The organism is Brevibacillus sp. NRS-1366, assembly GCF_050467985.1.
In genome coordinates, this window is record NZ_JBITPN010000011.1 from 86,897 (window position 1) to 103,716 (window position 16,820).

Here is a 16,820-nt window from a genome sequence, read left to right on the forward strand (position 1 = left end):
TTTCCTATCTTACAGGACTAGTTTCACACCGCTTGCTTTTTGCTCCAGCATTTTGGAGAGGATCGTGCCGATATGCGCTCCAGCCTCAATTGGAGACGTACCTTGACGGTGAATGTTGGAAATAACGGTACGCTCTGACTCCACCATCCCTTTACGCGGACGATAGCACATATACGCGCTCATGGAATGGGCCGTCACCAATCCCGGTCTCTCCCCAATCAGCAGCACCAGCACCTCAGGCTGCAACAGCTCCCCGATATGATCCATACTCGCTACGCGCCCGCCTTTGACGAAAAACGGTGTTCCGCAGGTCAATCCGTAGCTTTTGAGAGAGTCAGTCAGGGATGGAAGTACGTCGCGCAGGTTAGCGTCCACTGCGCTGGCACTGAGTCCGTCAGAGATAACGATCTGTACCTGCGGCTTCTTTTGGCAGCGCTCTTTAAGCAGCCGCACGCCTTCATCGTTTAAGATGCGTCCCATGTCCGGGCGCTTCAAATAATTTTCGGTATTGTCGTACTGTGTCTCGACAGTAAACAAGGAAAATTCGTCAAGCAATGCCTGACTTACCTCCCCATAAACGGCATCGACAGCAGCCGCATGGTCACGACGCAGCTGCAGCATCGTCTTGGTCAGCGGTCTTACACCCGTTCGCCATACGCCGATTCGCGCAGGGGTGCTTTCCAAAAGCTCGTTTAATCCTTCCTGCCATTTCGGATTTGGCACTTGTGACGTTCTTTCCGGTTCTACGGGAAGGGCCAATGGTTCTCTCCGATCAACAGAGGCGCTTTGCACCGGTTCAGCCTGAGAAGAGCTTTTTGGTTCAGCAGGTGTCTCTGCCATTTGCGTTTGTCCAGGTGCGCTCTGTCCCATCTCACTTAGCTTTTTTTGCAGCTCAGCTACTACCTTGTCTACCAGAAAATCTAATTGTTGTTCCATCCGTATTTCACCTCCTCTTCTTACATGAAGATTGTCGGATCACCCGCGATTGAAGTCAGTTTGCCGTTTTCCATGATTCCCATTTTCTCCAGCCATTTTTCAAAAGCAGGTGCGGGACGCAGGCCAAGCACTTCACGGAAAGCCGCAATATCATGGAAGCTGGTCGATTGATAGTTCAGCATCACGTCGTCTGCCATGGCTACGCCGATGACAAAGTTTACGCCAGCCGCTGAAAGCAGAATGCCGAGATTGTCCATATCGTTCTGATCGACCTTCATATGATTCGTGTAGCAGACGTCACAGCCCATCGGCAGTCCGTGCAGCTTGCCCATATAGTGGTCTTCCAGTCCTGCGCGAATCACCTGTCTGCTGTCGTACAAATACTCAGGGCCGATAAATCCAACAACCGTATTGACGATAAACGGCTGATACTTGCGAGCTAGCCCGTAGCAACGCGCCTCCATCGTCAACTGGTCAATGCCAAAATGCGCTTCGGAGGAAAGCTCTGATCCTTGGCCAGTCTCAAAATACCAGAAGTTTGGTCCGTACGAGGTTCCTTCCTTGCGCATTAGATCGTCCGCCTCATCCAACAGCGCGACGTCAAGTCCGAACGCATTGTTTCCCTTTTCGCTGCCCGCCAGGCTTTGGAAAATCAAGTCGGCTGGCGCCCCTTGACGAATTGCCCGCATCTGCGTCGTTACGTGAGCCAGTACGCAGTTTTGCGTAGGAATCTCCCACTTGTTCATCACGTCTTTGGTCATCATCAGAATGTCCTTGACGCTGTCCGCCGTATCAATAACTGGATTGATTCCGATAACGGCATCGCCAATCCCGTAGCTGAGTCCCTCATACAAGGCTGCCTTGATGCCCTGAACGTTGTCTGATGGATGATTAGGCTGCACGCGTGCTGCGAGTACACCTTGCTGACCGATAGCGGTATTGCAGTGTGTAACGTTACGAATCTTGGCCGCTGCCGTGATCAGGTCAAGGTTGCTCATCAGCTTTGCTGTAGCAGCGATCATTTCGCTGGACAAGCCTCTGCTGATCCGCTTGATTTCATTGTCGCCTGCCCGGTGGCTCAAAATGTATTCGCGCAGCTCGGCAACGCTCCAGTTTTTGATTTCGTTGTATATTTTTTCGTTGATTCCCGCTTCAATCACACGGGATACCTCGTCTTCCTCTGCAGGAAGCAACGGGTTATTTCGTATGTCTGCAAGTGTGAGATCAGCCAAAACCTGCTTGGCAGCTACACGTTCTCTCGAATCAGCAGCAGCAATGCCTGCCAACTGGTCCCCCGACTTGTCTTCATTCGCTTTCGCAAAGATTTCCTTCAAATCGCGGAATTGATAGGTAGTCCCAAGCACAGTCGTTTTCGTGTTCATCACATCCACCCCTTCTTACGTTACGGCCTTTCATCGAAAGCGAGCGTCTTTACAACGACCGGAATAATCGTTCCCGAAATGGGTTCTCCGAGGTCGATGTAATCGCCATATTCTACACGCACCTGATCAATGCAAATGATCTCCGGTGCCCCTTTGCATCTGAGCGCCAAGGCCTGACCCAGAGCTTTTGCCATATCCGTTTCGCAGATGACAACCATGATCTGGCTCTCAGCAAAAGTCTGCCGGTACTGCTCCGCCAGCTCCTGCGCAATCGTCTGAAGCAAAGCGTAGGAGCAATAGCCGATCCCTGAAATGGCCAGGGCAAAAGGAATCCCTGCCGTCTTTTCAAACAGGCGCTCGCCCATGCCATAAATGGATGCTACTTCCTGACGCAATCGCACTGGATCGGTTAATTGTTCCGGCGTCAGCTCCAGCTTGAGAATCGGAATGTTTTTGATCGGCAATAACTCCGGCTTGATATGGACCGTAGATCCACTAATCTCTGTGCTTTGCATCCCCGCACCGATCACAGTTGCACGCACTGTTTGCTCCGGGTCGTTCCACCGAACCGGATAGGCTCCCTTTTCCCGTTCCTGTTGGAGTACGTACCCCAGGAGAGGACCAAAATCGCCATACCTGCTTGTATCCGCCATACTGTTCACGGGAGGGCCCATCATCAACTGTCCGACACCTCCAGAAACAGTCAGTTCCTCGACAGGATAGGCATCGCGCAAATGCGGACCCACTACCAATAGACCCGACACTTGCCGCTCCCTACCTGTCAAATAGTCCATCATGCTTCTCGCCATCTGTTCAGCAATTTCTCCCAGCTGTTCAAAGCCAATGGCTTGCCCGCTTTGGATCCGCAGACCCTTTGCAGACAGCCACTGCGAAATATTCGGTGAAACGTATTGGACAACTCCCTGTGGATCGAGCCGAATCAGTCGACCTCCCACATGAAACGTGACAGTCGCAATCGCTCGTCCCCGAGAAAAGTAAGCGGCGTTTGCCGTCCCGCCCCCGATATCGACATTGACGATTGTTCCCTGAATGGCTTGCGAACGCTTTTCTGCACCTGCTCCCTTACCCGCCAGCACGCCTTCCAAATCCGCACCTGCCGTCGCAACAACGAAATCCCCGGATCGCTCCGCCAGCAAATGAACAATATGCTGGGCATTCTTTTTGCTGGCCGTTTCCCCTGTGATAATAACCGCGCCAGACTTGATAGAAGAAAGGCTGATCTGTGCCTTTTCATACTCTTGCCGCAGAATGTCACCAATCCCATCTGCATCAATCTCATCAAATCCAATAAGCGGCGTGGAATGAACAGCACTTGCGTATAACAACTGACGCTCCACGATCTGATAACGGGGTAGCGAAAAGGTGCTGGACATGCGCCCTAACCGCAGACGACTCACAATCATTTTGGTAGTGCTGGTTCCGACATCAATACCGACACTTTGGATCCATTGTTCATCCATATGAACCTCCTCGAACCATTGGCGTGCCTGACGGGCATTACGAGAAAAAACGCTTGAACAGCCGGATCCTCGCTTCCGGTCTGACTCAAGCGCCTTTGCTTTTTCCTGCTATCTACTTTTCCCTTACAAGCGAAATGCTTACCTGCGCAACCTAAGGCAGAATCTCCTGTTCGCCAGAGAGGATTTCCTCCGCTAGCTTTACAAGTGGCATGCGCCGTTGCATGCTTACTTGCTGCATCCATTTATAAGCGGCATCCTCTTCCAGGGAGAGGGTGCTCATCAACTTTCCTTTTGCCTTTTCCACGGATTTACGATCCTCAATCTTTTGCTTCAAATCACTGATATCTTTCTTGAGCGAGACCACTTTTTCCTTTTGACTCAGTGCAATTTCAACCGTTGGAATCAGATCATCCTCCGACACCGGCTTTACCAGGTAGGCGGTCACTCCGGCCTTTCTGGCATCCTGCACCAGCTCCTTCTGACTGTATGCGGTCAAAAGCAGAATCGAACTGTCAGAAAAGGAACGAATGATGCTGCTTGCCTTGATGCCGTTCAAGACAGGCATTTTCACATCCATGATAATGAGATCCGGCTTGTGGCGATGGGCCAGAGAAACTGCCTCTTCCCCATTCTTCGCTTCAGCAATCACCAGGTATCCCTCGTTTTCGAGCATCTCCCGCAAATCCATGCGGATGATCGGTTCATCGTCAACGACCATAATCTTCGGCTGTGTCATCTTCATCCTCCTTTTGGATCGGATAGAGAATGGTAACTTCCGTTCCGTTGCCTGTGTTGCGGAAATGCATCGTGCCCTCCAGGTCTTCCTTGACCAGCGTATCCACGATTTTCAATCCCAGATGGCCCTTTTTCATGATTTGTTCCAAGTCCTCGATACCAACGCCATCATCCGTAACGGAAAGGCTGACGAAGTCTTCTTTGGAGACGAGTGCGATGGAGATGGTGCCTTCGTGCAGATTGTGAAATCCGTGGATCATACAGTTTTGAATCAATTCTGTAACGATCAAGGCAAACGATGTTGCCTTGTTTGACGGGAGATAAACGGATTCTCCTGCCACCACAACCTTTATAGCTTGCTCAGAACGTCTCATCGAAGAGACGATAATTTTCGATATCTTGGTTAAAATCTCTTTAAAATCAACCTGCTCCAGGCCATCTTGTGCCAAATACTCATGAATGATGGCGATGCTGTTTATTCGATTGATGCTTTCCCGGTATACCATTTCAATCTCCGTCGATTGCGAGCGCCTCATTTGCAGTCGCAGCAAGCTTGAGATTGTTTGTAAATTGTTCTTTACGCGATGATGAATTTCCTTGATTACAGCCGATTTGATCATCAGCTGCTTTTCCTTTTCACGGATATCAGATATATCCCGGAGGATAATAATTCCCCCGATGATGTCTGGCTTGCGCGCAGACGAAACCGCTTTCATCATGATAAAATGCTTTCCTCGTGAAAGCTCATCCTGAATGTAGCCCCCATGTCTGACAAAGTTCTCTGGGGAAACACGCCAGGAAAAAATACGTTCAATGCTCTCTCCCTTTTCAGGAAGTTCAAAACCGATGAGTGACAAAAGCTTGTGGGCACGCCCATTGGCGAATGTGATTTTTCCATTCTGATCAAACAAAATCATGCCTTCATGCAAAAGGGAAGAGATCGGCATGTCAGGCACTGCAAACTGGATCAGTGTCTCGCTTAGATGCTCCGTCGTTTCTTTGAGCATCTCCACGTTTTTTTCCTGCTCCACCTGCTTGGAGATATCCTGCTCTGTAATCAATGTACCAATTGTTTCACCCGCAGCATTCGTGATGGGAACCACACTTTGTCGCATCACCACTTGTTCCTGCGATACGCCGCGTGAACCGATAACCGGCTTTCCCGTGGTCAGGCAATACATGACGGCAGGTTCATTGACCGCTGTCGCCAGTTGCCCCACGACCGATCCACTATACATGGACCGAGCTGTGGAAGGTGATGCCTGTGCGATTACCAGTGCTGAGCTGCGGTCTATCGTCGGGCAATCGATAAACATGTCTGCTTGCGACAGATCCGCAAATATCTGCAGTTTGGCAGCCAAATCCTCTATGATCCGAATGTCGTCCTCACTCAAAGTTGTGGCAGCAATACACAGTTCCCGTATAGATTGCATGCATGTGAACCTCTTTTCACCTGCTTGAATGGATACTAACCTCATTTTCTCACAGACTAGCTATGGCGGATAGAGGTTTATTGATTAACAATTTCTTGTAAATAAGCACGTAATTCCGGAACGCCTTCATTGGTGTAAGAAGATGTCCGAAAGATTTTTCCGTCGCCCAGTGATTGGCGCAAGTAACTTTCGGCCCGCTCCAGATCGGCATCAGGATGATCCATCTTGGTGATAACCCCCACGCACAATTGCGGAAACCCTTGTGCAAATCCTGGAGGAAAGTAATTCCGATCGCGAGTGGCATCCTGCACCATCACGACCAGACCAGCCTCCAGAGAGGTCGCCATCAGCGTACGGTAAAACATCGGGTTTTCACTGTACTCTCCCGGTGTATCAATCACCCAATCTCGATATTCCAGCGCCTGTGTCTTTCTGGCCGGTTGCTCATCGCCCACCAACGCTTTGACCAGAGAAGACTTGCCTGCTTCGATGGCTCCGATAATCATTACACGTCCGGTCATGATTTCGTCACCAATGCCGGTGTAAATCGCAATTTTTCACTTAAGACCGTGTTCACTGCCTCGACAGCCATTTCTACCGCCGACACATCTCCCACGACAATCAGAGATCCCGTAAACCGGTCGAGAAAGCCGAGCTCCACACCCGCAGCTTTGGTCGCTATATCTGCAGCGATAATCGCCGTCTCGGTAGGTGTCAGGGTCAAAATCCCGATGGCCCCGGCTTCCTTGATCCCGAGCTTTGTGTAGAGCATCTGGTCAGGATTGGCAATCACATGAGCCAGTGTTACTTGCTTGCCCGGCACAAATTCCTGTATGACTCGTGAGCGTTCCTGTTCCATATCTATCCCTCTCCTCCTGCAGCTCCCGGCACCTCAAACGAATCGACAATACCTACAATGATCGCATCAATTGGCACGCTGTTACCGGTGAAAAGGATCCGGGCAGGTGTTCCTCGGGAGACGATAACCTGCTCGCCAATTCCTGCTCCAATCCGGTCTGCTGCGATAACAGTTTGTCCGCCTTCCTCACCACGCCAGTCAATCGGCTGGACAACCATCAATTTCAGATTTTCCATACCTGTTTCCTTTTGTGTAGCCCACACGCTGCCGATCACTTTTCCCAAAAACATGCGATCACCCTTTTCCCAAATAGCTGACGGTAATGCCGCGTTCTCTCATGCTGTCAAAGGCAAGCGGAGAGACGATCGCTCCTTTTTTTACGTGCAGAATGGTATTGCGAAGCTCTGGCTGGGATCTAATCCAATCAGCCGTAAGCAACTTGCCGGAAAAAACCGCTTCTGCCTCATCCAGTGCTGTCAGAGCCGGCCCCTCGGGATTCGCTTCGTCCTTTTGCAATTGCGCTTTCAGCTTGGAAACGACGCGATCTGCGAGACGTCTCTGCTCTGCAAATTCCACGCCCAGCTCTTTCATTGCCTCAACGTGACGTTGGAACAGCTTCTCATAAGCTGGCGTCAACGTCAGTGTTTGCAGTGTACGTCGATCAGCGCGCTTGATTCCCGGAACATCGGAGCCTGCGATGACGAATTTACCTGTCACGAGTGCAGAAAAGACAATCTCCGCCTTGATTGTTCCTTTCAATCCAGCAGCGATACGACCTGCATTATCCAAATCAATCTCCGGAATCACGATACCGACATAATCTTTCGGCACTTCCAACGGGGCGGGAGCGTACTCATCCGCAGTAATGATTTTGCCCGCTCCTCCACACTCGATCTTGTGCATCCCCAGCCAGGAAGAAGTTTCTCCATCCAAAAAGAGGATATCGTGGCAGATCCCATGGTTTTTCAACTGGATAAAATGATCTGTATACGCCTCATGTGCCTGGCTGTCGCAAAACACATACAGAACTCGAGGCGCTTCTTTTTTCTTTTCTGCATTCATCGATTGCAGAATTTCTTTTGTAATCGATGCCACCATTTCTCTGATATCCATCAAGCTCTACCTCCGTTAGCCGGAGTAAAACTGGCCGTTTTTGCCGATCACTTTTACCCGGTCGCCCGTTTTCAAATTAGCGGCATTCCCTTCATCCAAATCGACATGGAAATCAAGCGCAAATCGCGGATGAACGCGAACAACCACATCGGGATAGATAATAGGGCGGTCACTCTGTGTCGCAAGGATCAGCGTATCGCCATCCTTTACCTGATAGCTTTCTGCTTCATCAGGCGACATATGAACGTGCCGCTTGGCTACAATCACGCCTTTTTCCAGCATGACTGTTCCTTTTGCCGTGACGAGTACCAGACCCGGTGTACCTTCGATATCTCCAGACATCCGTACAGGTGCGTGTACACCCAGTGCGAAGCCGTCTGTTCGGGAGATCTCCACCTGTGTCGCGCCGCGTGCAGGTCCCAGGATTCGAACTCCATGAATGCTGCCTTTTGGCCCCACGATCGTGACGGTTTCCTGGCAAGCAAACTGGCCTGGCTGGGACAAGTCGCGCATCGGCGTCAACTCATGTCCTGCTCCAAAGAGTTTTTCCACATCTTCCGGAGACAAATGGACGTGACGATTGGATACGCCCAGGGGAATTTCACGTACTGCCTCGGCAGCTTGATTGGTGGAAGGCTGCTGATGTTCTTCAAACGATTTCACTTCAATCCCTCTTCCTTTCAAGAAATCTGCCGCTGCTGGTGTTATTTTATCCCCTTTCTCTAGGAGAAAGGGGTTGGGTATGCCTGCTTTATGCATGGCTCTTAGGGATGCTTCTGTAATGACTGCCATAAGGGATTACCCTTCGAGCTTAGGCAGGATCAGTTCAATGTCGCCATGAGGGCGTGGGATGACGTGTACAGATACGAGCTCGCCCACTTTTTCGGCAGCAGCGGCACCTGCGTCCGTGGAAGCTTTTACTGCACCTACATCACCGCGAACCATTACTGTGACGAGACCGCCACCTACGTGTACTTTGCCAATCAGTTTTACATTCGCTGCTTTTACCATTGCGTCAGCAGCTTCTACTGCTCCTACCAAACCTTTTGTTTCTACCATTCCCAATGCGGACATTTCTCCAGCCATTTTCATTTCCTCCTTAATTGTATCGACAATTTTTTAGTGGTTTAAAGCTACTTTCGGCAGCTATGTTTCCCGGACTTTTTGAACGTCCTTTTTAAGACGTCATTTCGGTTAAAACAGACTTGATGATGTTCTTGATTTCATCGCGGCTGAGTCCAACATTCATCGAAGAGACAGCCTGCAAAACCGCTTCTTCCGCTTGGGAAGTTGCCTGCACCTGTGCCGGCCTCGACTCAGGCATCTCTCTTACGCCAAACGCAACACGCTTGATGTTGAAGAGGTGCTTTGGCCCGATGTTGTCTGAAGTGATGTTGTTCCCAAAGGAACCGCAGCCCAAAGTAAAGGACGGCTGAATGCCTGTAGTTGCACCAATTCCTCCGAATGTTGTACCGGTATTGACCGGAATCCGGGATGCGGGCATCGCCTGACCGTAGGACGCAATGATGTTCTCATCCTGCGCGTGAATCCCTGCTGTATGTCCCAGACCACCGAGCTCCAACAGCTCTCGGCAACGTGCAAACGCCTCTGTTGCATCTTGGACTGTGTACATGGCGAGGATCGGAGCCAGCTTCTCTACGGACATCGGATACGCCTTTCCGACACTGTTCTCTTCGGCGATCAGCACGCGTGCATCGGCAGGAATGGTGATGCCAGCCATCTGCGCAATCACGTGCGGCGAGCGACCAACAATCTTGGCATTGAGCGAGCCGTTGACCATGACGATAGCGGCTACCCGCTCTTTTTCATGATCGTCCAGGAAATAGGCTCCCTCTCGCTTCAGTGCCGCGATCATCTGATGCTTGACCGACTCTTCAATGACAAGTGCTTGCTCGGAAGCGCAGATCGTACCGTAATCAAAGGTCTTGCTCTGTACGATCCGTTTGGCTGCTGCAGCCAGATCGGCACTGTGATGGATGTAAACCGGAACATTACCCGGTCCTACGCCATAAGCAGGTTTGCCGGAGCTGTACGCGGCCCGTACCATTGGCGATCCGCCTGTAGCCAAAATCACATTGGTCAGCTTGTGCTTCATCAGCTCATTCGTAGCTGGAAGCGTCGGCCTAGTAACGCAATGGATCAAGCCTTCTGGCGCTCCAGCCTGCACAGCCGCCTGTGCCATTACGCGAGCTGCTTCGAGCGTACATTTGGCAGCGGACGGGTGCGGGCTGAATACGATCGCATTGCGTGCTTTCAATGCGATCATCGATTTGAAGATAACGGTGGAAGTAGGGTTAGTGGAAGGTACAATACCAGCGACGATACCGAATGGCTGTGCAACTTCCCAAACCTTGTTCTGTTCATCCCGGTTAATGATGCCAACCGTTTTTTGATCTTTGATCCAAGCGTACACATCATTCGCGGCAAACAGGTTTTTCATCCGTTTGTCTGGAATGTTGCCAAAGCCTGTCTCCTCGACTGCGAGCGCTGCCAGTCTGTCTGCAGCCTCGACGCCCGCTTTGGACATAGCCGCTACGATAGCATCAATTTGTTCCTGGCTGTAAGAAGCGAGCTTGGCTTGTGCTTCCTTGGCTTGTGCCAGATAGGTCCGCACTTCCTGTATGGAATAGAGATCAGCATCCAGTGTCATTAGCCTTGCTCACCTCCGCCTTGTTGCTTTTCCTCCAGCAGGCGAATGAGATCTTCTTTTTTAGCCGTATTGATTTCATTTGTGGAGAGAGGGAAATCTGCGTACGAACGCGCAAGTTTGCGCAGATCGTTGATCGATTGTTCAGCAAGAGCGGATACAGGTTGACCCTGCGTTGCCTCTGGCTTCTCCTCTTCCTTTACTGGTGGACTCATCAGATTTTTAATCATTTTCGGTACACTTTCATCCGGACGCGGGATGACGTGTGAATGGAGCAATCGTCCAACACGTCTCGCGGCGTCGGCTCCGGCGTCTACTGCCGCTTGCACCGAGGAAACATCACCGATGACATACACCGTGACGATTCCGGCATCTGCCCCTTCATAAGTAACTACCTTGACGTCCGCGGCTTTGGCGGCAGCATCTGCGGCAGCGATAAGAGCGGGCAAGCCCAACGTTTCAATCATACCTAGCGAGTATGCATGAGCGCGCATTTACATTTCCTCCCCTTCAAGAGGGAAAATCCCTTTTTATCGTTTTACAGGTTGTTGGGCGACACTTCTAACAGCCGTAGCGAATGCTTCTGCCGCTGCTGTGCAAGCAGATTGGCTGCCGGTTAAAAGCGCTCCCCCGAAGTTGGTTTCTGTAGGCGGTCCAAAAAATTGCATCATTTGTACGTCTGCTGCCTTGAGGGCCGCATCTATGCCGTACATGGCTTCCAGTGGCGGAGCGATCAAATACGCGAGCGGCTCCCCTTCTGGAATTCCCGCCAGATGGGATAAATAGCTTCCAGTCCGCGACACGACATGGGCGTAATACGCATGTGTCCCCTCTTCATTTAAAGAGTAAAAGCATGCTCCGCTTTCCATGAATGCAACGGCTGCATCCAGACCACTCTGTACCTCCGATGGCGTCGCTCCCCCAATCATTCCGATGAACTCGCCGGATAACGGTCCAGACGCGTGGCCGGAGCCCGCATAAAACGACTTGGCATAAACGACTTCTACTACTGCCTTTTTCGTCGCCTCGTCGATCGCGGTGTATCCCACATCATCAATCGTAGAAGTCAAAAGGCCCAGGCTTCGAATATGCGAAGGCAAGTTCAGCTTCTCTGCAAACTGAGGATCGACATTGGGGATCAGTCGGATCGCAAGCGGCGTCGCTCGAATTGGTTTTTCCATGCGTGTCACACTCCCTTCAGACAACTGCTACCCTTTTCAAAACGCAAAAAAAGGTGTCCAGAACACAGGAAACAATCCTCGTGTTCATGGCACCTTTGCCTTTTGTTTGTTCACTTGTTAGATAAGATACGAGACAAAATTCTGTGATCTTATCCGTGTCTCTAATGTATGACAATGGCGGGGAAATTGCAAGCGTTTTCGCATACCTGCCACTTTCCAAATTCCTGCATCTTTTGATTTTTACCGAACGAATTGAGGCCTTTTTCATTTCCATCACTTTTTCTAATTTCAGCCATTTGACGGACACACGGGCGGATTATCTTGGTTGTGTAGCCGAGACGGGCAAGCCCGAAAAAAGGCTCACCCATACAAGATGCAATCCCCAAGGAGGAATTTCACATGAAAAAGAAAATCGCAATGACAGTAATGGCTCTAGCAGTATCCGCAATGGCAGGTTCCGCATTTGCAGCAGAAAAAGTACCCTCTAAAAAAATCGAAGGGCCTGCCCAAATGAACATGGTAAGCCTGATAGCAGCCCAACCCGCAATCAACCTAGAGCAAATGGCAAAAGAGAAAGGCATCACAGTGGAAGAGCTGATCGCAGAGCTCGAAAAAGAGGGAAAACTGACAAAAGGAGTGAAGCTGGTCAAAGTGAAGATTGATCAAAAGAACGACGATGGCAGCGTACCGACAAAGGACAATATGTTCTACACTTTCGAGAAAGCGATCAACTTGGAAGAAGTGGCGAAAGAAAAAGGCATTACCGTAGAAGAGCTCATCGCTCAATTTGAGAAGGAAGGCAAAGCCACAGGTGCCGTTGCAATAGGGAAAGCGCAACCGCTTGATCAAGACGGAAAGACTATGACGAAAATCATCAGTCTGGAGGATATCGCCAAAGAGAAGGGTATGAGTGTCGAAGAACTCAAGGCTCAGCTTGAGAAAGAAGGAACTGCTGCAAAAACGGTACCTGCCGTAAAAATCAAACTGGATGCAGTACCAACAACCCCTGCAGCAAAAAACTAAATCAGCTAGAAAAAGATAACGCCCTTTCAGGCGATACGGGCTACAAATAAATAGCAAAGGCCTTTGACATGAAGAAAATTGTCAAAGGCCTTTGCACTGAAATCGACCAGGACCATCTTCATTCCCATCTCAGCCAGCCTCAGGCTCGTCGCGCGTCCCATCCCACTTCCTGCTCCGGTTACTACCTCTCTCGTTCCTGTCAACCCTGGAACACCTTCGCCATTTTACAGACACACAGGTCACTTACAATAGAACATCCATGAAAATAAAGAAGCTGCCCATTTCCTAACAAATGATGGCACACCATTTTGTCATTGACATTGCTATGATGATTACAATCCTGCATGGACCTGATAGAAAAGAGGTCGTACACATCGTGAAACGAATCTATTTGATTGAAGATGAAATGCCGATTGCTCGCTTGGTACAAGCCTATTTGGAGCGTGCTGGCTATGAAGTTAACTGGAACGACGGGAACGAAGACCCACTTCGTATCTTTCTCTCGTGGAAGCCTGATCTGGTCCTGCTGGATCTCATGCTGCCAAACCATGACGGTCTCACGATACTGGATCAAATTCGCCAGTACAACAGTTGTCCCGTCATCATTATTACGGCTCGCGGCACAGTACCTGACAAGCTCCAAGGCTTGGCCCAAGGCGCGGATGACTACATAGCCAAGCCGTTCGATCCTGAGGAAGTGATTGCCCGGGTACAAGCAGTGCTGCGGCGTTCTTCTTATCTGGCTGAATCCGATACCATCAGGCTCGGTGCCCTGTCGATTGACTTTTCCGCGCAAAATGCACTGCTTGGAAAAGAACCGCTGTCATTAATCCCTCGAGACTGGCAGCTACTCGCCTTCTTGGCCAGGCACCCCAACCAATGCTTCAGTCGCGATCAATTGTTAGACCAAGTATGGGGAATGGATTTCGAAGGAGGAGATCGCTCCGTGGATACGGCTGTAAAACGCTTGCGCAAGAGCTTACAGCATTGGCCTAGCAGCGAGGGTGAGATCAGTACGATTAGAGGAATGGGGTACAGTCTGCGTGTTTATTAAACGAACCTCTCCATCCAAGACGCCAGTACCTCTCTTGCGCTACTGGACCTGGCGCTATGCAATGATTTTGTCGATCATGCTTTTCGGAATCGGTTTTTTCGGCATTTACTGGATCAATAAGAATGCTACAGAGCAGCAGTTTGCGGTTCTCGAAGCACGAACACAGTTGCTGGCTGATTCGTATTCCAAGGTTGCGCTATCCAAAGTGATTAAGGTAGCTCCGATGACAAACCTGCAGCCCGCAATTCAAGCGACCCCTGCATCAACTGCTGCCTTTGTCGCAACCATCATGCCAGACATTCCCACGGACCATGTCGTCCAAATCTCTGGTGAGACGACCAACAACCAAATTAAACAGGGCATAACCAGCGCCAATCCCTCTATAAAGGTTCTTTTGCCTGCCCCAGTCCAGCCGGCAGACAATAAAAAGGAAACGCGTGAAATCATTACGTTGAAAGATGCAACCTGGCTGCGAGTGGGCGTACCGTACTATGAGCAGAATGCCGTAGCCGGAACCTATTATGTGAGCACTCGCCTCAATAACGACCTCGTTCACACCTACATCACCATCATGGTCTCCATCGGTATCATTACCTTGTGTGGCTGGGGGATTGTTTATGTCTTATCACGTTCGCTTACTCAGCCACTCCGTCAGTTGGCGTTGGCTGCCGAACAAATATCTGCTGGCAATTACGAACCGTCCTTGCCCGATGCCTCTTTGATCAAGGAAGCGGAAATTAGCCAGTTAATTGTATCCTTTGACGAGATGGCCAATCGCCTTGGGCAACTCGAACGGATGAGGACTGATCTGCTCGCTGGCGTCTCTCATGAGCTGCGTACTCCAGTTACTTCTATCCGCGGCATGATCCAAGCAGTAAAAGACGGGGTAGTGAGCGGAGCGGATGCCGAAGAATTCATGCAAATCAGCATGGATGAGGCGAAGCGCTTGCAAACCATGGTGAACGACCTGCTGGACTTCTCCTCTATGGAGGCAGGGGCAGTCCACACGGAAAAAAAGGCGATTAACCTATCTGATTTGTTGGATCAACTGATCGCACAAGTTCGTACGCTGCCTGCTTTTGCAAATATCGAAGTGAGCGCCTCTCTAGAGCCGCCTCATCTCGTATGGATCGGAGACGAATCCCACTTCAAACAGATTTTGTTCAATTTGCTAGGGAATAGTGCTGCCGCCAAAGCGACACGAATTGAAATAAAAGCAGAACAGCAAAGCGATCAGCTCTCCATCGACGTTACTGACAATGGAAAAGGCATCCCGGAAGCCGAAGCCCCTTTCATTTTCGAACGATATTATCGCGGTGACAGCAAACGGAAGAAAAAGTACGGTCTTGGGCTGGGACTTACAATCTGCAGACTGCTTGCGAAAACGCATGGCGGCAACGTGGAATTAATCCAAAGCAGCCCGACAGGTACTGTTTTCCGCCTCACTCTCGGCCATCCTCCCGGACCCAAAAATATTTCGGCGAAATCGAACCGATCGCACAATTCCATCGTTTCCTAAGAGTAAAGAAGTGGAGATCAGGGGGAAAAAGAGGTGTGCCTGTCTCATGCAAAACCGGAGTGACGCGGACCTAATGCAACTCGTCATGCAAAAACACCGTCCAGCGCTAGAGGAACTGTATGATCGCTACATCAAGCTAGTCTACTCTTTTGCTCTGAAAAGCACGCAGGACGAGCAGCATGCCAGAATAATTGTTCAGGCAGTATTTACTCGTCTGTGGACCTCGAAGTCTGGCTACAGCGCTGAAAAGGGGCAGTTTGTAAACTGGCTCTTAACGATCACCCGTAACATTACGATTGACCATCTTCGCCGTGAAAAACGGAATCAGCGTTTCGTTCCCGTCTCCCCCGAGAAATGGGAGCACATCCCGGACCATCCGGCCAACAATCCAGCCGACGTCCTCTCACGCAAGCTGATTCGCGAACAGATGGAGCTGGCGTACAGATATCTCTCCCAAAGCCAGATTGAGTTGATTCAATCCCTGTATTGGGAGGGCTATTCGCTGAGTGAAATTGCCCAGATGCGGAACGAACCGCTCGGCACTATCAAGAGCCGCCTGCACCAAACGTTGAAAATCTTGCGGAACCACCTGATACCAGAGATGGAGGGGTAAAACGTGGATACCCGTAACTGCTGTTCTTTTTCAGATGATCTGATTTCGTATGCAATTGGGGAATGCACAGAGAAGGAGAAGCACATCATTGATGAGCATATCGTGACTTGTCCGATTTGTCGTCAGGAAGTGCTTGAATTGCGGGAGGCATGGGAATTGATACCTTACCAAATACCGTATCAACCACAAAACGTGGATGTGCCCGCTGATTTGAAAGAGCAAGTAATGACTGCGATTTTTACACCAACCGAAAAACCAAGCAAGTCGTGGCAACAGCGTATGGACACCTTTAAAGCCAAATGGAAACCAGCTTCCCAGCGATTTGTCACAGCTGGTTTGGCACTCGCTTTAGTCGGCGTGGTCTGGAATAACCTGTCACTTCGTCAGGAATTGCATGCCTCAAGGGAATTCTCGCAGCCTTCCCGGATGGTACAATCGTATTCCCTGCAAGCGACTGCAAACGCCAGTGCATCATCTAAAGGAACTGCCTGGATGTATGACCAAGGCGGGAGGAGAATGCTCGTTTTTCACCTTCAGGGGCTTGCTGCCACACAAGGCTCAGAAGCATATCAGGTGTGGTTGATTCACGATGGCAAAAGGCGCAGCGCGGGGGTCTTTCGTGTAGACAATCTAGGGACTGGCGTACTGACCTACGAAATGAAGGATCCCTCCTTGCCGTTTGAAGCAATCGGCATTACGCTGGAGCCAGACGAAACCGGAAACCAGCCTCGCGGAAAAAAAGTGCTGGGCACATAGGCAAAGCAGCAAACCGCTATCCCCTCCTCTGCGTTACTTAGGATGAACACTCAAAAGAGACGTGGAG

At 50.4% G+C, this 16,820-nt stretch carries 20 protein-coding genes; 5 read left to right on the forward strand and 15 right to left on the reverse strand.

The features are described 5' to 3' along the window. Positions 1-9: 9 nt before the first annotated feature. From eutC to eutL, 14 genes are all read right to left on the reverse strand, one after another. The gene (gene eutC, locus ACIFQN_RS05990) at positions 10-936 is read right to left on the reverse strand and encodes an ethanolamine ammonia-lyase subunit EutC (protein ID WP_429832134.1); all 927 of its coding nucleotides are present in this window, start codon (positions 934-936) and stop codon (positions 10-12) included. Between the two features lie 20 nt (positions 937-956). Then, positions 957-2,318 (reverse strand): ethanolamine ammonia-lyase subunit EutB, encoded by a 1,362-nt coding sequence (locus ACIFQN_RS05995; protein WP_429832135.1) that lies wholly within the window; start codon positions 2,316-2,318, stop codon positions 957-959. A gap of 20 nt (positions 2,319-2,338) precedes the next feature. Next, on the reverse strand, positions 2,339-3,799 hold the full coding sequence (locus ACIFQN_RS06000) for an ethanolamine ammonia-lyase reactivating factor EutA (RefSeq protein ID WP_429832136.1): 1,461 nt from the start codon (positions 3,797-3,799) through the stop codon (positions 2,339-2,341). A gap of 151 nt (positions 3,800-3,950) precedes the next feature. Then, positions 3,951-4,541: an ANTAR domain-containing response regulator gene (locus ACIFQN_RS06005; RefSeq protein ID WP_429832137.1), complete on the reverse strand. Its 591-nt coding sequence runs from the start codon at positions 4,539-4,541 to the stop codon at positions 3,951-3,953. Continuing rightward, complete coding sequence (locus ACIFQN_RS06010; RefSeq protein WP_429832138.1) at positions 4,507-5,967, reverse strand: sensor histidine kinase; 1,461 nt, start codon at positions 5,965-5,967, stop codon at positions 4,507-4,509. The genes ACIFQN_RS06005 and ACIFQN_RS06010 overlap by 35 nt, the downstream gene beginning before the upstream one ends. 77 nt (positions 5,968-6,044) lie before the next feature. Next, on the reverse strand, positions 6,045-6,488 hold the full coding sequence (locus ACIFQN_RS06015) for a EutP/PduV family microcompartment system protein (RefSeq protein WP_429832139.1): 444 nt from the start codon (positions 6,486-6,488) through the stop codon (positions 6,045-6,047). Beyond that, positions 6,485-6,826, reverse strand: a complete 342-nt coding sequence (gene eutS, locus ACIFQN_RS06020; RefSeq protein WP_049740732.1) for an ethanolamine utilization microcompartment protein EutS — start codon at positions 6,824-6,826, stop codon at positions 6,485-6,487. Before eutS ends, ACIFQN_RS06015 begins: the two co-directional genes overlap by 4 nt. A 2-nt stretch (positions 6,827-6,828) precedes the next feature. Next, entirely contained in the window at positions 6,829-7,116 is a 288-nt protein-coding gene (locus ACIFQN_RS06025) for a EutN/CcmL family microcompartment protein (protein WP_049740731.1), read from the reverse strand. Positions 7,117-7,120: 4 nt separating this feature from the next. Then, positions 7,121-7,939, reverse strand: coding sequence for a hypothetical protein (locus ACIFQN_RS06030; RefSeq protein ID WP_429832140.1), 819 nt, complete (start codon positions 7,937-7,939; stop codon positions 7,121-7,123). Between the two features lie 15 nt (positions 7,940-7,954). Beyond that, the gene (pduL, locus tag ACIFQN_RS06035) at positions 7,955-8,731 is read right to left on the reverse strand and encodes a phosphate propanoyltransferase (RefSeq protein ID WP_429832141.1); all 777 of its coding nucleotides are present in this window, start codon (positions 8,729-8,731) and stop codon (positions 7,955-7,957) included. Positions 8,732-8,737: 6 nt separating this feature from the next. Next, the gene (eutM, locus tag ACIFQN_RS06040) at positions 8,738-9,025 is read right to left on the reverse strand and encodes an ethanolamine utilization microcompartment protein EutM (protein ID WP_005827515.1); all 288 of its coding nucleotides are present in this window, start codon (positions 9,023-9,025) and stop codon (positions 8,738-8,740) included. Positions 9,026-9,116: 91 nt separating this feature from the next. After that, a complete protein-coding gene (locus ACIFQN_RS06045) occupies positions 9,117-10,610 on the reverse strand; it encodes an acetaldehyde dehydrogenase (acetylating) (protein ID WP_429832142.1) in 1,494 nt (497 codons plus the stop codon). Further along, the gene (locus tag ACIFQN_RS06050) at positions 10,610-11,101 is read right to left on the reverse strand and encodes a BMC domain-containing protein (protein ID WP_429832143.1); all 492 of its coding nucleotides are present in this window, start codon (positions 11,099-11,101) and stop codon (positions 10,610-10,612) included. Before ACIFQN_RS06050 ends, ACIFQN_RS06045 begins: the two co-directional genes overlap by 1 nt. A gap of 36 nt (positions 11,102-11,137) precedes the next feature. Beyond that, positions 11,138-11,788: an ethanolamine utilization microcompartment protein EutL gene (eutL, locus tag ACIFQN_RS06055; RefSeq protein ID WP_429832144.1), complete on the reverse strand. Its 651-nt coding sequence runs from the start codon at positions 11,786-11,788 to the stop codon at positions 11,138-11,140. 399 nt (positions 11,789-12,187) lie between these two features. On the opposite strand from eutL, the gene ACIFQN_RS06060 reads away from it, so the two are divergent. Then, the gene (locus tag ACIFQN_RS06060; RefSeq protein WP_429832145.1) at positions 12,188-12,811 is read left to right on the forward strand and encodes a hypothetical protein; all 624 of its coding nucleotides are present in this window, start codon (positions 12,188-12,190) and stop codon (positions 12,809-12,811) included. A gap of 26 nt (positions 12,812-12,837) precedes the next feature. Here ACIFQN_RS06060 and ACIFQN_RS06065 read toward each other — a convergent pair whose 3' ends face one another. Next, positions 12,838-13,014 (reverse strand): SDR family NAD(P)-dependent oxidoreductase, encoded by a 177-nt coding sequence (locus ACIFQN_RS06065; protein ID WP_429832146.1) that lies wholly within the window; start codon positions 13,012-13,014, stop codon positions 12,838-12,840. Between the two features lie 173 nt (positions 13,015-13,187). Between ACIFQN_RS06065 and ACIFQN_RS06070 the strand changes: the two genes are divergently transcribed. The 4 genes from ACIFQN_RS06070 to ACIFQN_RS06085 are packed head-to-tail and all read left to right on the forward strand — an operon-like array spanning position 13,188 to position 16,753. Continuing rightward, on the forward strand, positions 13,188-13,865 hold the full coding sequence (locus ACIFQN_RS06070) for a response regulator transcription factor (protein WP_429832147.1): 678 nt from the start codon (positions 13,188-13,190) through the stop codon (positions 13,863-13,865). Beyond that, positions 13,855-15,384 carry a HAMP domain-containing sensor histidine kinase gene (locus ACIFQN_RS06075; protein ID WP_429832148.1) on the forward strand — a complete coding sequence of 510 codons (1,530 nt, stop codon included), beginning with the start codon at positions 13,855-13,857 and terminating at the stop codon, positions 15,382-15,384. Before ACIFQN_RS06070 ends, ACIFQN_RS06075 begins: the two co-directional genes overlap by 11 nt. Before the next feature lie 46 nt (positions 15,385-15,430). After that, positions 15,431-15,997 carry an RNA polymerase sigma factor gene (locus ACIFQN_RS06080; protein ID WP_429832149.1) on the forward strand — a complete coding sequence of 189 codons (567 nt, stop codon included), beginning with the start codon at positions 15,431-15,433 and terminating at the stop codon, positions 15,995-15,997. A gap of 3 nt (positions 15,998-16,000) precedes the next feature. Beyond that, entirely contained in the window at positions 16,001-16,753 is a 753-nt protein-coding gene (locus tag ACIFQN_RS06085; RefSeq protein ID WP_429832150.1) for an anti-sigma factor, read from the forward strand. The last annotated feature ends 67 nt before the right edge of the window (positions 16,754-16,820 follow it).

Coding starts and splice junctions, on each gene's coding strand:
- ACIFQN_RS06025 (WP_049740731.1), bottom strand. CDS start 7,116: ATGTTTTTGGGAAAAGTGATCGGCAGCGTGTGGGCTACACAAAAGGAA.
- eutL (WP_429832144.1), bottom strand. CDS start 11,788: ATGGAAAAACCAATTCGAGCGACGCCGCTTGCGATCCGACTGATCCCC.
- pduL (WP_429832141.1), bottom strand. CDS start 8,731: ATGGCAGTCATTACAGAAGCATCCCTAAGAGCCATGCATAAAGCAGGC.
- ACIFQN_RS06045 (WP_429832142.1), bottom strand. CDS start 10,610: ATGACACTGGATGCTGATCTCTATTCCATACAGGAAGTGCGGACCTAT.
- ACIFQN_RS06050 (WP_429832143.1), bottom strand. CDS start 11,101: ATGCGCGCTCATGCATACTCGCTAGGTATGATTGAAACGTTGGGCTTG.
- ACIFQN_RS06015 (WP_429832139.1), bottom strand. CDS start 6,488: ATGACCGGACGTGTAATGATTATCGGAGCCATCGAAGCAGGCAAGTCT.
- eutS (WP_049740732.1), bottom strand. CDS start 6,826: ATGGAACAGGAACGCTCACGAGTCATACAGGAATTTGTGCCGGGCAAG.
- eutC (WP_429832134.1), bottom strand. CDS start 936: ATGGAACAACAATTAGATTTTCTGGTAGACAAGGTAGTAGCTGAGCTG.
- ACIFQN_RS06080 (WP_429832149.1), top strand. CDS start 15,431: ATGCAAAACCGGAGTGACGCGGACCTAATGCAACTCGTCATGCAAAAA.
- eutM (WP_005827515.1), bottom strand. CDS start 9,025: ATGGCTGGAGAAATGTCCGCATTGGGAATGGTAGAAACAAAAGGTTTG.
- ACIFQN_RS06010 (WP_429832138.1), bottom strand. CDS start 5,967: ATGCAATCTATACGGGAACTGTGTATTGCTGCCACAACTTTGAGTGAG.
- ACIFQN_RS06005 (WP_429832137.1), bottom strand. CDS start 4,541: ATGAAGATGACACAGCCGAAGATTATGGTCGTTGACGATGAACCGATC.
- ACIFQN_RS06000 (WP_429832136.1), bottom strand. CDS start 3,799: ATGGATGAACAATGGATCCAAAGTGTCGGTATTGATGTCGGAACCAGC.
- ACIFQN_RS06060 (WP_429832145.1), top strand. CDS start 12,188: ATGAAAAAGAAAATCGCAATGACAGTAATGGCTCTAGCAGTATCCGCA.
- ACIFQN_RS06030 (WP_429832140.1), bottom strand. CDS start 7,939: ATGGATATCAGAGAAATGGTGGCATCGATTACAAAAGAAATTCTGCAA.
- ACIFQN_RS05995 (WP_429832135.1), bottom strand. CDS start 2,318: ATGAACACGAAAACGACTGTGCTTGGGACTACCTATCAATTCCGCGAT.